Source organism: Nitrobacter winogradskyi Nb-255, assembly GCF_000012725.1.
GTDB classification, from domain to species: domain Bacteria; phylum Pseudomonadota; class Alphaproteobacteria; order Rhizobiales; family Xanthobacteraceae; genus Nitrobacter; species Nitrobacter winogradskyi.
The window spans coordinates 1,061,495-1,074,758 of sequence record NC_007406.1 but is presented as its reverse complement, the minus strand read 5'-3'; the positions used below and the strand labels follow the sequence as shown (position 1 = coordinate 1,074,758).

Annotated in this window: 13 protein-coding genes and 1 pseudogene; 10 read left to right on the top strand and 4 right to left on the bottom strand. The window is 60.8% G+C overall.

The annotated features are described in order from the left end of the window. The first annotated feature begins 90 nt into the window (after positions 1 to 90). From NWI_RS05080 to NWI_RS16745, 4 genes are all read left to right on the top strand, one after another. Complete coding sequence (locus NWI_RS05080) at positions 91 to 789, top strand: pirin family protein (RefSeq protein WP_011314280.1); 699 nt, start codon at positions 91 to 93, stop codon at positions 787 to 789. A 74-nt stretch (positions 790 to 863) separates the two neighbouring features. Next, positions 864 to 1,463: an NAD(P)H:quinone oxidoreductase gene (wrbA, locus tag NWI_RS05075; RefSeq protein WP_011314279.1), complete on the top strand. Its 600-nt coding sequence runs from the start codon at positions 864 to 866 to the stop codon at positions 1,461 to 1,463. Positions 1,464 to 1,700: 237 nt separating this feature from the next. Next, complete coding sequence (gene hemE, locus NWI_RS05070; RefSeq protein ID WP_011314278.1) at positions 1,701 to 2,678, top strand: uroporphyrinogen decarboxylase; 978 nt, start codon at positions 1,701 to 1,703, stop codon at positions 2,676 to 2,678. A gap of 88 nt (positions 2,679 to 2,766) precedes the next feature. Next, a protein-coding gene (locus tag NWI_RS16745) for an IS630 family transposase (protein ID WP_148203782.1) occupies positions 2,767 to 3,703 on the top strand; the annotation gives its coding sequence in 2 pieces (ribosomal slippage) (positions 2,767 to 3,102 and positions 3,104 to 3,703; 936 coding nt in all). Positions 3,704 to 3,892: 189 nt separating this feature from the next. Here NWI_RS16745 and NWI_RS05055 read toward each other — a convergent pair. Further along, on the bottom strand, positions 3,893 to 4,198 hold the full coding sequence (locus NWI_RS05055) for a sulfurtransferase TusA family protein (protein WP_011314277.1): 306 nt from the start codon (positions 4,196 to 4,198) through the stop codon (positions 3,893 to 3,895). 129 nt (positions 4,199 to 4,327) lie between these two features. On the opposite strand from NWI_RS05055, the gene mobA reads away from it, so the two are divergent. After that, complete coding sequence (gene mobA / locus NWI_RS05050; RefSeq protein ID WP_011314276.1) at positions 4,328 to 4,984, top strand: molybdenum cofactor guanylyltransferase MobA; 657 nt, start codon at positions 4,328 to 4,330, stop codon at positions 4,982 to 4,984. 116 nt (positions 4,985 to 5,100) lie between these two features. On the opposite strand, the pseudogene NWI_RS16740 reads toward mobA, so the two are convergent. Together NWI_RS16740 and msrA are read right to left on the bottom strand one after the other, a co-directional pair. Beyond that, positions 5,101 to 5,858 (bottom strand): annotated as a pseudogene (locus NWI_RS16740) (IS5 family transposase). A gap of 110 nt (positions 5,859 to 5,968) precedes the next feature. After that, positions 5,969 to 6,508: a peptide-methionine (S)-S-oxide reductase MsrA gene (gene msrA / locus NWI_RS05035; protein ID WP_011314274.1), complete on the bottom strand. Its 540-nt coding sequence runs from the start codon at positions 6,506 to 6,508 to the stop codon at positions 5,969 to 5,971. 399 nt (positions 6,509 to 6,907) lie between these two features. On the opposite strand from msrA, the gene NWI_RS05030 reads away from it, so the two are divergent. Beyond that, positions 6,908 to 7,138 (top strand): hypothetical protein, encoded by a 231-nt coding sequence (locus NWI_RS05030; RefSeq protein WP_011314273.1) that lies wholly within the window; start codon positions 6,908 to 6,910, stop codon positions 7,136 to 7,138. A gap of 191 nt (positions 7,139 to 7,329) precedes the next feature. On the opposite strand, the gene NWI_RS17495 is transcribed toward NWI_RS05030, so the two are convergent. Then, positions 7,330 to 8,040 carry a hypothetical protein gene (locus tag NWI_RS17495; protein WP_011314272.1) on the bottom strand — a complete coding sequence of 237 codons (711 nt, stop codon included), beginning with the start codon at positions 8,038 to 8,040 and terminating at the stop codon, positions 7,330 to 7,332. Positions 8,041 to 8,304: 264 nt separating this feature from the next. On the opposite strand from NWI_RS17495, the gene NWI_RS05020 reads away from it, so the two are divergent. The 4 genes from NWI_RS05020 to narH all read left to right on the top strand — a co-directional run bounded on the left by NWI_RS05020 (position 8,305) and on the right by narH (position 13,209). Beyond that, the gene (locus tag NWI_RS05020) at positions 8,305 to 9,849 is read left to right on the top strand and encodes a tyrosinase family protein (protein ID WP_011314271.1); all 1,545 of its coding nucleotides are present in this window, start codon (positions 8,305 to 8,307) and stop codon (positions 9,847 to 9,849) included. Positions 9,850 to 9,956: 107 nt separating this feature from the next. Beyond that, a complete protein-coding gene (locus NWI_RS17490; RefSeq protein WP_148203783.1) occupies positions 9,957 to 10,331 on the top strand; it encodes a hypothetical protein in 375 nt (124 codons plus the stop codon). A 254-nt stretch (positions 10,332 to 10,585) separates the two neighbouring features. Next, entirely contained in the window at positions 10,586 to 11,368 is a 783-nt protein-coding gene (locus NWI_RS05010; protein WP_011314269.1) for a hypothetical protein, read from the top strand. A 299-nt stretch (positions 11,369 to 11,667) separates the two neighbouring features. Continuing rightward, a complete protein-coding gene (narH, locus tag NWI_RS05000) occupies positions 11,668 to 13,209 on the top strand; it encodes a nitrate reductase subunit beta (RefSeq protein WP_011314268.1) in 1,542 nt (513 codons plus the stop codon). The last annotated feature ends 55 nt before the right edge of the window (positions 13,210 to 13,264 follow it).

The following is a 13,264-nucleotide window of genomic DNA, read 5'->3' as shown; positions in this document are numbered from 1 at the left end:
GACATATCCATCCGTCAACCGCAACCGGCGGCCGAACGCCAATCGAGCCGGCAGCCGCGACGGCATACGGACAATCGGAAAGGACAGGTCATGATCGAACTCAGACCCTTCAATAAACTCGGTGGCGCTGATCACGGCTGGCTGAAAGCAAAACATCACTTCTCGTTCGCCAGCTACTACGACCCCGGCAATGTGGGACATGGCAGCCTGCGCGTCTGGAACGACGACGAGATCGCGCCGAACAGCGGATTTCCGCCCCACCCCCACGCCAACATGGAGATCATCACTTACGTTCGCGAAGGCGCGATCACCCATCAGGACAGCATGGGCAACAAAGGCCGCACCGAAGCAGGCGACGTGCAGGTGATGAGTGCGGGCTCCGGTGTGCGGCATTCCGAATACAATCTGGAGCCGGTGAAAACCACGCTGTTCCAGATCTGGATCGAGCCCACGAAGGATGGCGGCGAACCCGCCTGGGGCGCAAAGCCTTTCCCGAAAGGCGATCGCTCGGGCAGGCTGGTCACCCTCGCCAGCGGATTCAAGGCCGATAGCGACGCGCTGCCGATCCGCGCCGATGCGCGCGTGCTCGCCACGACGCTGAAAGCCGGCGAGAGCGCAAGCTACGCGGCGGGCAAGACGCGGAATCTGTACCTCGTCCCCGCCGTGGGCGCGGTCGAAGTCAACGGCGTGCGCGTCAACGCCCGCGACGGCGCGGCCATCCGTGACGAGGCGACGGTGAGCATCACCGCGCTGGAGGATTCCGAAGTGGTGCTGGTCGACGCGGCGTAAGCCGTCCACCCGACACGGCGAAAGCGATGCGCGGCCTGGCCGCCGCGCATCTTCCCTCAAACGCGGAGGCCAAAATGGCAAAGGTTCTCGTTCTCTATTATTCCGCCTACGGGCATATCGAGGCGATGGCGAACGCCGTCGCGGACGGCGCCCGGCAAGCCGGAGCCACGGTCGACGTCAAGCGGGTGCCCGAACTCGTGCCCGAAGCGGTTGCGAAGGCAAAATATTTCAAGCTCGATCAGGCCGCGCCGCTGGCGAAAGTCGACGACCTCGCCGACTATGACGCGATCGTCGTCGGCACCGGCACGCGGTTCGGACGGATGTCGTCGCAGATGGCGAGCTTCCTCGATCAGGCGGGCGGCCTGTGGGCCAGGGGAGCCTTGCACGGCAAGGTCGGCGGCGCATTCTCATCGAGCGCGACCCAGCATGGCGGCCAGGAAACCACGCTGTTCTCGATCATCACCAACCTTCTGCACTTCGGCATGACCATCGTGGGCCTGAACTACGGCTTCGCCGGGCAGATGGGCGTCAAGGAGGTTACCGGCGGCGCGCCCTATGGCGCGACCACCATCGCCGACGGCGACGGCAGCCGCCCACCGAGCGAGAACGAACTCGCGGGCGCGCGCTATCAGGGCAGGATGATCGCCGAGACGGCGGCGAAGCTGCATGGCTAGAACAACAATCCAGAGCTTCGCTTCTGATTCAATCAGAAGCGAAATGCTCTGGTTTGCGGCTCCTTCACGCTGAACGGCCGGCAAGAGATGCCGATGCCGTGGCCAAGACCCTGCCGGTCGTGTATCAGACCGTGAGAACCCACAGCCATTACGGAATACGCCTTGGTCCAGGATCCGACGAACAAGCCATTTCTCGAGGTGCTATCAGGCCGTCGCCAGGCCGTGCCGCCGATCTGGATGATGCGGCAGGCGGGCCGCTATCTGCCGGAATATCGCGAGTTGCGCGCGAAAGCCGGCGGCTTTCTCGACCTCTGCTTCACGCCGGAATTCGCCGCCGAGGTGACATTGCAGCCGATCCGCCGCTTCGGGTTCGACGCCGCGATCATCTTCTCCGACATTCTCGTCATTCCCTACGCTCTCGGACGTTCGGTGCGCTTCGAGGCGGGCGAAGGTCCGCGCCTCGATCCGCTGGATACGCCGGACAAGATAGCCGCGCTTTCAAGCGAGGCCGACATGACGAAGCTTGAGCCGGTGTTCGAGGCGCTGCGCCGCGTCAAGAGCGAACTCGACCCAAAAACAGCTCTGATCGGATTCTGCGGCGCGCCATGGACAGTCGCCACCTACATGGTTGCCGGACAAGGCACGCCCGATCAGGCGCCGGCGCGGATGATGGCCTATCGCCACCCCGACGCCTTCGCGAAGGTCATCGACGCCATCGTCGACAACTCGATCCGCTATCTGCTCGGCCAGCTCAAGGCAGGCGCCGATGCGCTGCAAATCTTCGACACCTGGGCGGGGGTGTTGCCGCCGCGCGAGTTCGCGCAGTGGTCGATCGAACCCACCAAACGCATCGTCGCAGGCGTGCGCAGGCAGGTTCCGGACGCAAAGATCATCGGTTTTCCCCGCGGCGCGGGAGCCCTGCTGCCGTCCTATATCGAGGCGACCGGCGTCGACGCCGTCAGTATCGACTGGGCCGCGGAACCGTTCCTTATCCGGGACAAGGTGCAAAATCGCGTGGCCGTGCAGGGCAATCTCGATCCGCTGGCGCTGATCGCCGGTGGCGCGGCGCTCAACCGCGCGGTCGATGACGTGCTGACGAATTTCGCGGGCGGCCGGCTGATCTTCAATCTCGGCCACGGCATTCAACCGGAAACGCCGATCCCGCACGTCGAACAGATGATCCGGCGCGTGCGCGGTAACGGCATACGCAACTAGAGTCTTTTTGGGTTGATCTGACTCGTTTGAGGATTCACGGAGGGGTTTTTCTGGGCCAGGGTTTGGCTGTCTTGATTCGGAGGCAGCGATGACACGGGCCTATTCGTCTGATTTGCGCGAGCGGGTGATTGGTGCGGTTGCGGGCGGGCTTTCGGCAACCTCGGCGGCCAAGGTTTTTTCGGTGAGTGCCAGCAGCGCGATCAAATGGGTCCGTCAGTGGCGGCTTGACGGACGAACGGCGCCGAGCGGCCTTCGCGGTCATCGTCGCGCGGTTCTTGAGCCGCATGCCGCGTGGCTGCTCGACCTGATTGGGGCACAGTCGGATATCACGCTTGAAGAAGTCCGGGTCCTGCTGCGCGAGCGCGGCATTACGGTCAGCGTGGCAACGGTGTGGAGCTTCTACGACCGGCGCGGCATCAGCTTCAAAAAAAAGCGTTTACGCGACCGAGCAGGATCGGCCCGACGTGGCGATGGCCCGCGAGGTCTGGAAAGCGCAACAAGGGCTGCTTGATCCAGCCCGCCTCGTCTTCATCGATGAGACCGGCACCTCGACCAACATGGCGCGATTGCGTGGCCGCTGCCGCCGTGGCCAACGCCTGGTCGGCAAGATTCCACACGGTCACTGGAAGATCACCACCTTCGTCGCGGCACTGCGCCACGACGCTATCACCGCTCCCTTTGTCATCAACGAGCCGATGAATGGCGAGATCTTTCGCGTCTACCTGCAACGATGCCTGGTCCCGACCCTGAAGCCAGGCGACATCGTGGTGATGGACAATCTGCCCGCCCACAAGAACGACGATGTTCGACAAATCATCGAGGCCGCTGGCGCGCAGTTGCGCTATCTGCCGCCGTACTCGCCCGACCTCAACCCGATCGAGATGGCGTTCGCAAAGCTCAAGGCCCATCTGCGAAAGGCCGCCGAGCGATCGATCCCCGCACTCTGGAACAGGATCGGTTCTATCCTCGATCTCTTCTCTCCAGACCAATGCATCAACTTCTTCAATCACGCCGGTTATGCGTAATCTCAATCCAAAATGGCTCTAGAGCATTATCGCTTCTGATTGAATCAGAAGCGAAGCTCTAGATTGTTGTTCTGACGCGTTTTCTTCACGCGAACCGGTTTCCACTTCGCTCGAAAACGCTATAGAGTCTGCTTAACTGCGTTGAATCAGACGCATCCATCGTGGACGCGACCGCCAAACGGCCGGCAATCACTTGGTGTAAGGGCACAAGGACCGCAGCGACAACGAACCGAAGCGGTCCTCGAACGACGAGGGCGCTCCCGCTTTTTTGATGAGGAAAACGATCCGTCGCTCCGCGCGTTCGGTGATTTCCACGGAATCGCCGGTCTCCCGGATCAGGTTCGGAATATCGATCACTGAGAGCGGGTCGGTGCAATGCACCTCAAGCCGCTCGCCAGGCGTCAACGATTTCAAGGCCTTGCGGGTCTTGAGCGCTGGCATCGGGCACTTCAGCCCGGTCAGATCGAGTTTCGATATCAGCATGGGGACAAACATGGCGAATCCCGATGAGACCGTCAACCGGTGGACGACGGGACCCGCTTACATTGCCTCCAATCAGCACCGGCTTCGGGGGATGTTGTTCCGGCCGATCACGTCCTATTTTGATGGGCAACCGGACGCCCCATGAACAGCACCGACGCAGCCTCTCCTCCGGATTATCCGCCAACTCCCGCCGTCATTCTCGCCGGCGGGCTTGCGCGGCGCATCGGGGGCGGCGACAAGCCGATGCGCGAAATCGGCGGGCAGACGATCCTGAACCGCGTGATCGCGCGACTGGCATCCCAATGCAGCGGCCTCATCCTCAACGCCAACGGCGATCCGGCGCGCTTCTCAGGGTTCGGCCTGCCCGTGGTCGCCGATAGCGTGGCGGATTTTCCCGGGCCGCTCGCCGGAATCCTCGCTGCTCTCGACTGGGTAGCGGAGCAGCGATCAGGCATCCAATGGATCGTAAGCGCTCCGGGCGATTGCCCTTTCCTGCCGCGCGATCTGGCGGCCCGGCTGCATGAGGTGCGTGACCAGCAGGATGCCGAGCTTGCGGTCGCTGTTTCGGGCGGGAGGACGCATCCCGTGATCGGGCTGTGGAATGTGAGGCTGCGCGACGAACTGCGCCGGGCGCTGACCACCGAAGGCCTGAGAAAGGTCGATCGCTGGACCGCGCGCTACCGGCTTGCCGCGGTTTCATGGCCGACCGCGCCGTTCGATCCGTTCTTCAACATCAACACCACCGACGATCTCGCCGAAGCCGAACGGCTGGTGGCGCAGGACAACGACGGCGCTTAGAGCATTTTCCGGCGAAGTGGATACCGATTCGCCGCACGAAAATGCGACCAGACAACCATTTTGAGAGCATGGTCCGATTCAACGTGATCGGATCATGCTCTAGGCCGGATCGACATTCACGGCAGCCAGATCAGGGCTGCGGCCAGGTGAACGAAGCCCGTGAAGTGAACGGTGCGCCTGTCGTAGCGGGTGGCGAAACGGCGGAAGTGCTTGAGACGGTTGAAGCAGCGCTCGATGCGGTTGCGGTGCTTGTAGAGACCGGCGTCATGCGGGATGATGATTTTGCGCGTCCTGTTTGAGGGGATCACCGCTTCGGCGCCCATGCCGGCGATGAGTGCACGCAAGGCGTTGCTGTCATAAGCCTTGTCGGCCAGCACGGCGTCCCCGGCCTGGGCTTCGAGCAGCGCGGGGGCTTGTGTGATGTCTCCGACCTGCCCGGCGGTGACGATGAAACGCAAGGGTCGGCCCAGCGCATCGGCGAGCATGTGGACCTTGGTGGTCAGTCCACCTCGGGAACGCCCCAGCGCCTGATCCTTGGCCCCCCTTTTCCGGTAGCCGCCTGCTGATGGGCTCGAACGATGGTTGAGTCGAGCATCAGATACTGGTTGTCGCGATCGGCTGTCAGGGTGGAGAACACCCGTTCCCACACACCAGCATGGCACCACCTGCTGAACCGCCGATGCACCGTCTTCCAGCGGCCATAGCGCTCCGGCAGGTCACACCAGTGCGCGCCGGATCGCAGCACCCACAGGCAGCCGTTCACAAACAACCGATTATCCGATCCCGTCCGTCCCGGATCAGAGGCCTTGCCTGGCAGCAACGGTGCAATCTTCGCCCACTGATGATCGCTCAGCTCATACCGCTTGATCCCCATCGTGCAGCTCCGTGTCAGAATCACGGAACCCTATGAATCAGCGATCAGACCGCCTGGGAATCCTGAATGTCGATCCGGCCTAGGCCCGCAAATCGGCGGTTCCAACGCCTTCAGCGATCCCCGCCGGCCGCCGTCTGACCGGCGTCCTGCTTGCGTGGCAGCTTCCAGTTCGGCCGGACGAAATGGCAGGTGTAACCGTTCGGAACCCGCTCCAGGTAATCCTGATGCTCGGGCTCGGCCTCCCAGAATGGTCCGGCCGGCTCGACATCGGTGACGACATAGCCGGGCCAAAGACCGGACGCGTCGATCTCGGCGATGGTTTCCTCCGCGATCCGCTTCTGCTCCTCGTTCGTGTAGAAGATCGCCGACCGGTAGCTTAGGCCCTGATCGTAACCCTGACGGTCCTCCGTGGTCGGATCATGAATCTGGAAAAAGAACTCCAGCAGCTGCCGATAGCTGGTCACCGTCGGATCGAAATTGACTTCGATGGCCTCGGCATGATCGCCGTGATTGCGGTACGTGGCGTCCGGCACGTCGCCGCCGGTGTAGCCGACCCGGGTGGAGATCACGCCGGGATACCGGCGCAACAGAGCCTGCATACCCCAGAAGCAACCGCCGGCAAGAACCGCACGTTCCGTAGAAACCGTCATACCCACCTCTCTCCTGGAGCTTCGCTTCTGACAGAATTAGGAGCGAAGCTCCAGATTGTTGTTCTGACGCGTTTCTTCACGCCAACCGGGGCATCCATCCTGGGGGCTCAAGCCCGAAGGACATGCTTCGCTCGAAAACGCTATATGATCTTGATTTGACGCGTCTTCTTCATGCGAACCGGCACCCGTCCTTGGGGCTCAAGCCCGACGACATGCCTCGCTCGAAAACACTATAAAGCCACCGCGAGTTACACCGCGAAACGACGTCGGGTCAATTATCCTGCCCATTGCATATTCAAACAATCCTCGCAACCGGATTCGCCAGTTGCATCACAGCACGATACCGAGCTATTCGGAGGGTCACCCGAGACCAATTTTCGAAGCAAAATGAGGACTGGAATGCCGATCAAGCTGGACGAAACGAAGTTTGCCCTCGACGATCACGCACCTTTCGGGAAGCTGTGGGGCAGACTGTTGATCGAGGTCGTGGATAAGGAAACCGACATCAGACAGACCGTGCACCTCGAGGTTCTTCTCGACAAGGGTGATAGGACCAATTTTCTCCAGTATGAAAAGCTGGCCCGTGACGAAGCCAAGAAGCTGCTGACCCAGGTCGCAGAGCAACTGTAACTCACCTACTCCTCCGCTGAACGGACACTCCGCCTGAAGCGCGCCCCGGCGTTTCGCTAAGCGCGGATGATCTTCGACAATCAGCCTCAACGGAATGCGGCGCCCCGCATTGCCCGAATGCCTAGCGCGTTCGGGCAACGCAACCTCTCGCCTGAATCCAGCGGTTCTGCCGGCGCTTCCGAAGAACGCGTTCAGCCCTTCCTTTTTGCATTGACCGGACAATCCTCCAGCAGCCCGGATGTCGACCATCCGGCTGTCATCGAAGGGCTCCGGAACACCGCGTCGCCGAAGCAGCCACGCCAGCATTGCATCAATGCCAGCTTGCATTCGTCTCGAACGTCATAGCGTTTTCGAGCGAAGCATGTCCTCGGGCTTGACCCGGGGATGGACACCGGTTCGCGTGAGGGAAACGCGTCATCGCGCGGAACCAACCGCTCGCAGAAAACAATCGCAAAAAACAAGGCGTCCTCATCGTCCGTCCGTGCACGCCACGTCGATGATTTATCGAGCGATTCTAAAACACGCAGACATTCGAATTTGAGTTCGCTGGATTGGCTTAACTCAGCGTTCATCAAACAGACAGCAAGCTGCAGACCGTTTTCGAGTGAAGTGGATACCGGTTCACAGTGAAGAAAACGCGTCAGATCAAAATCATAGAGCCACGCTTCCGACTCTGCCGGAGCGGAAGGCCCCCGGATAATCAACTCATCGTTCTCTGAACCTTGTTGACGACATCGGTAGTCGCGCGCAAACTTCTCTACCATGACTGGCAATAGAGTCGGGTTCATTGCGTTGAAGTCAGACTCTACATCGATTTTTGATCGAGCATGATCTTTTTCCGAGACCGGTTTCCACTTTGCGCTGGCGCGGCCCTTCGTGTCGGGATCATGCTCCAGCTGCAACGACGTGTCTTTCTCTCTCGATCAGATCTTCTTTCTCGATCAGCTCTTTCTCGACCAAGCGGCTTCGAAAAGATGCACGCGAATGTATCGACTTAACATGCACGGCGCGTCCGACGAGATCAGCCGATAGTTTCCGCCAGAGTCGTCACGCGGTGATGGCTCCAGGCCACGGCGTTCGTATCACGATTGACCATTCCGAATCAGTATTCTTCCGCAAGCGTATGTTCGACACCGGCGATCACGCCGCAACATGGGGGTAGTGACATGACAACGACACGACGGACGGTTCTTCTGCAGGGAGGAGCGATCGGCGCCGGCCTCATCGCCGCGAACGTATCCGCGGTGCGTGCGCTTGCGGCGACGAAGACGACTCCTGTCCGTCGTTCATTGCAGGGGCTTGCCTGGAACGATCCCATCGTCGCGACTTATCGCGATGCGGTCGGCATCATGAAACAGAAGCCCGCCAATGATAAGTTCAACTGGGTGCAACTCGCGAATTTTCACGGCAACATCAGCACAGGCTTCCGCTATTGCCCGCATGGCGACTGGTACTTCCTGCCGTGGCACCGCGCCTATACCGCGATGTACGAACGTATCGTTCGGAGCCTGACGAAGAATCAGGACTTCGCCATGCCCTACTGGGACTGGACGGCGAGCCCGACAATGCCCGAGGTGTTCCTGCCGGAGAAGACCCCGGACGGAAAGACCAACTGGCTGTGCGTGAATGAGGACGGCAGGAAACGGACGTGGCCGCCGACACAGCCGATGCCGGCGAACATCGTGGGGCCCGCGGTTCTCAGTACGATTCTCAACGCGTCACCTTACGAGGTTTTCGGGACCAGCCGCCCCGCGGGCCAGAACTCGCTCGATCCTTCCTGGATCACCGGCGGAGGCGGCGTGCAAGGCACGCTCGAAGCGACGCCGCACAACCAGGTCCACAACAACATCGGTGGCTGGATGCCGACCGCCGCATCGCCGCGCGACCCGATATTCTTCATGCACCACGGCAATATCGACCGCATCTGGGCGCTGTGGAATCTCAAGCATCAGAACAGCACAGATCCGCTCTGGACCGACATGCCGTTCAAGGAAAACTTCCTCAATCCGGACGGGTCGTTCTGGTCTCCCAAAGTGTCCGACCTCTATGTGCCCGAAAAGCTTGGTTACAGCTATGGCTTCACGCAGACTCCGGTCGTCGCCAGCAGCGCCCGAACAATGACCCTGGAGCGCTCGCTCAACGCCGTTCTCGGCGCGAAGGCTGCCTCTAAAGTTGAGGCCGGCAAGGTCGAAACCGCGGTGGTTGAAAACAACAAGAGCGCGACGCCCGGCGCCGCGCTGGCTCTCAAAATCGAGGTGCCGCAGGCGGCCTTGCAGGGCGTCGTGCGGAGCGCGCCCGTGGGCTCCGGATTCGACACCATGGACTTTGCTGCGGCCCGCGAGGCGTCGGCGCGCGGAAGCCGCGCTCTGGCCATTATCCGGAATGTCGCCATCACCGATCCGAGCACGACGACGATGCAGATTTATCTGGGCGATGAGCCTGTTCCAGCCGACGCCTCACCCTCGGATCGCCGCTACGTGGGTAGTTTCGCCATGCTCGATCACGGTGGCGGCGGCCATGGTGCGCACGGCGACCACGAACGTCCATCTTTCGTCCTCGATCTTACCGATGCCCTTCAGAAGGTTTACGGTTCAGCCGGAACCATTCCAGGCGCCATCGGGTTGCAACTCGTCGTGAGCAATGAGACCGGTAGCGGCAAGGCGGGCAGCGCGACGCCGCAGCGCGTCGAGGTCGTTCTCGTTTCAGGGTAGCGTTTCAGGATAGCCTTGCGGCATGAAGGAAGACGGCGTCGATGAAGCGAACAAAAGGTTGCGCGATTCGAGCCGTCTTCGCTGTGTTGGCGTTATCGGCCCTCGAAATGGCGGCAGCAGAAGAGAATGACGCGCGCGCGCGCGTCAACGCGCCGGCGCGGGTCGCGATCGTGCCGGCGCGCGAGCCGCCACAAGACGACGCCGGACGGCTGGTCGTCACGGTCACGGGTTTCAAGCCCGCGATAACCGGCACGGTCGAAGGCGTCGTCCTGATCCCTTGCGGAACCGAGGAACGTGAGATCGGGCGGTTCGGCATCTTCCCACAACAGTCCTTCACCGCCGGTAGCGAAACCAAACCTCAGCACTTCGGTTTTGCTTTGCCCGCTGGTTGCAAGCCATCGCAAGTCGCCGTGCGGGTTGAACCGAGCGCTGGTGACGGCATCGGCGCTGAACTCGTCATCGGCGAAGTCGCCGTCAGATAGGATCAGACGAAACCCGCGCTGCAACATGGTCGCGTCGCTCTTCCCTCATTAATGAACGACGTTCGATTAGACGAGCCAATCAAACCTGAAAAGAGTTCATTTCATCCGCACGATCTGCATCGCTCCAAGGCGATTTTGATCCATGCCGGAAAATTGATTGGCATTGATGGAGGTGTAGCGAGACACTGAAGGAACGAAGTGTGCACGCTGATGTTAAGGCCGCAAATGTGTGATGCGAATTTGAGGAGCCTTTCATGTGCGATTATAGCCTGCATCACGTCTCCTCGCGACCCGCCCAGGTAGGCGACCAACTGGTCACGATGGAACTTGCGCGATCCAGCGCGCGTGGTTTTGCTGCCGTTGGTGAAATCGGAGCCCGGCTCGTCGTTCACGATGACGCGCCGCAGATGGCGGTCTGCCTGCTTCCGGGAACGGAACTCGCCTTTGACGCCGCCGTCGAATATGATCGCGCCCTAAGCCCCAAAGTTTTCGGCGTACGAGTTTTTGGCAAGGCGCGCGTGAATTATACGGTCGCGAGCTTCCGTCAGGTCAACCTGGATGATCCCTACGTCCAGCATGATGCGCTGGAGTTTCCCAATGGGGAAATCGTAAAGATCAACCGTCTGATAGAAGGTCAAACGGCTACCGTTCTTCAATTGCCGGCGGTTTTGCCTGGCAACGATCTCGACCATGAGCATGCTCACGCCGGATCCATTGCTCCCCTGCACGCTTCACGTCTCGTTCTGAACCGTGGGCTGCCTGAATCCGGAGCAGCGTCGATCCTTGTACCGAATCTAGGCGTGGCGACATTATGGGACGCTTTGCGCGGCATGGCCGTCAGTTTACGTGTCTCGTTGATGCAGGCGTTCCGGCGCTTGACGGCTCGCAAGCCTGATCTTCACTCGGCTCTGCCAGTCACGGATTCTCATAGCATCGTGCCCGTGATCGCATCACCGCGGACATCCGCGAATCCGACATCGGATAAGTCGGTTAGCAAGACCGCGGTTAAAGCGTCTGCTGAGTTGCCTTCGGCTTAGTCGGCGCCAGGAAGCCGGCCTGAGGCACGAACATCATCTTCGTGGTGAACCTGCGGCCCGAAGATACTCACGCAGTAAGAAATCGCAGGATTCGCAGCGAGACGACTGTCGTTTGAGCTGCGCCGATACAGCCATAGCAAACCCGTGGTGCCGGCCACGAGAAGGATAACCATGACGCATCTCCCGGCGAGATGCGTCGCGTTCGCGGCATTGAAGACGAAAAACACAAGCACGATCCCAGGCCAACAAGCTCGAATAACAACGACAAGAACGAGCCATAGGAACGAAGGAGTAGACACATGGACATCCGAGCTCAAGTTTCGATGGTCTTTCACCTGGACAAGTGCATCGGTTGCCACACCTGCAGCATCGCGTGCAAGAACATCTGGACCGATCGCAAGGGCACCGAGTACATGTACTGGAACAACGTGGAGACCAAGCCGGGTACGGGTTACCCGACACGTTGGGAAGACCAGACCAAGTATCGTGGCGGCTGGGTGGTTGACGGTCAGAGGCAGAAGAGCCTTCGGCTTCGGCTGCAGGGCAAGTGGGGAACGCTGACGAACATCTTCTACAATCCCTATCTGCCGACGCTCGACGACTATTTCGAGCCGTGGACCTACGACTACCAGAACCTGATCACTGCGCCTCTGGCTGACGAGCAGCCGACCGCGCGGGCGATTTCGATGGTGACCGGCAAATACATGGACACGATTGAGGCGGGTCCGAACTGGGACGACGACCTCGGCGGTTCGCAGGTTTACGCCAACAACGACCCGAACTTCGACGGCGCCTCCGACGAGGAAATGCGCCAGATCAACGAGATCAACAGCACGGTGTTCTTCTATCTGCCGCGCATCTGCAACCATTGCCTCAATCCGGGATGCGTTGCGGCCTGCCCGCAGGGCGCGCTCTACAAGCGTGGTGAGGACGGCGTCGTGCTGGTGAGCCAGGAACGCTGCCGGGCCTGGCGCATGTGTGTCTCGGGCTGCCCCTACAAGAAGACCTACTTCAACTGGTCGACCGGCAAGGCCGAGAAGTGCATCCTGTGCTATCCGCGTCTTGAGAGCGGCCAGCCGCCGGCGTGCTTCCACTCCTGCGTGGGACGCATCCGCTACATCGGCCTCGTGCTTTACGATGCGGACGCGATCGAGGAGACGGCGAAGTCGCCGCAGGATCAGCTGGTGATGGCCCAGCGCAACATCATCAAGGATCCGTTCGATCCGGAGATCATCGCCGCCGCGCGAGCCAACGGGATTCCGGCTGCGAAAATCCAGGCTGCGCAACAATCACCGGTCTACCAGTTCGTGAAGAAGTGGGGCATCGCGCTACCGCTGCATCCGGAGTTCCGCACGTTGCCGATGCTGTTCTATGTGCCGCCGCTGGGGCCGGTTCTGGCCAAGGTGGAGAACGGCGTTTACAACAACATCTCTCATGAAGCGCGGCTCGGACCGTTGATGAGTTCGCTTGAGCGATCACGCGTATCGCTTCGCTACATGGCGAGTCTGCTGTCGGGCGGCAATGAGGAGATCATCCGCGACGTCTACAAGAAGCTGGTTGCGGTGCGCGTCTACATGCGTTCGCGGAAGGTCAAGGACATTCCGGACGAGGAGGTGCAGCGGGCGCTGTCGGAAGGCAAGACCACCGCGGCGGAAGTCGAGGCGATCTGGCGTCTGACATCGATGCCGACCTTCGAGGAGCGCTTCGTGGTTCCGCCGATGGAGCGTGAGACGGCGGTCGACGCCCTGTTCCCGCAGCTTGATCCGGTCTCTCATAACTATCCGATCCGCAGAGGCGCGGTCGGCGTCGGCTTCCACACCGACCCGGCAAGAGGACCATAGACCCCTTGCTGAAAGGCGCGAGACGGTTTTCGGATCATGCATCCGGATCCGTCTC

What these genes read in the sequence shown, in the direction of transcription:
- NWI_RS05080 (WP_011314280.1), top strand. Translation starts at nt 91, where the DNA reads ATGATCGAACTCAGACCCTTCAATAAACTCGGTGGCGCTGATCACGGC.
- wrbA (WP_011314279.1), top strand. Translation starts at nt 864, where the DNA reads ATGGCAAAGGTTCTCGTTCTCTATTATTCCGCCTACGGGCATATCGAG.
- hemE (WP_011314278.1), top strand. Translation starts at nt 1,701, where the DNA reads ATGATGCGGCAGGCGGGCCGCTATCTGCCGGAATATCGCGAGTTGCGC.
- NWI_RS05055 (WP_011314277.1), bottom strand. Translation starts at nt 4,198, where the DNA reads ATGTTTGTCCCCATGCTGATATCGAAACTCGATCTGACCGGGCTGAAG.
- mobA (WP_011314276.1), top strand. Translation starts at nt 4,328, where the DNA reads ATGAACAGCACCGACGCAGCCTCTCCTCCGGATTATCCGCCAACTCCC.
- msrA (WP_011314274.1), bottom strand. Translation starts at nt 6,508, where the DNA reads ATGACGGTTTCTACGGAACGTGCGGTTCTTGCCGGCGGTTGCTTCTGG.
- NWI_RS05030 (WP_011314273.1), top strand. Translation starts at nt 6,908, where the DNA reads ATGCCGATCAAGCTGGACGAAACGAAGTTTGCCCTCGACGATCACGCA.
- NWI_RS05020 (WP_011314271.1), top strand. Translation starts at nt 8,305, where the DNA reads ATGACAACGACACGACGGACGGTTCTTCTGCAGGGAGGAGCGATCGGC.
- NWI_RS17490 (WP_148203783.1), top strand. Translation starts at nt 9,957, where the DNA reads ATGGCGGCAGCAGAAGAGAATGACGCGCGCGCGCGCGTCAACGCGCCG.
- NWI_RS05010 (WP_011314269.1), top strand. Translation starts at nt 10,586, where the DNA reads ATGTGCGATTATAGCCTGCATCACGTCTCCTCGCGACCCGCCCAGGTA.
- narH (WP_011314268.1), top strand. Translation starts at nt 11,668, where the DNA reads ATGGACATCCGAGCTCAAGTTTCGATGGTCTTTCACCTGGACAAGTGC.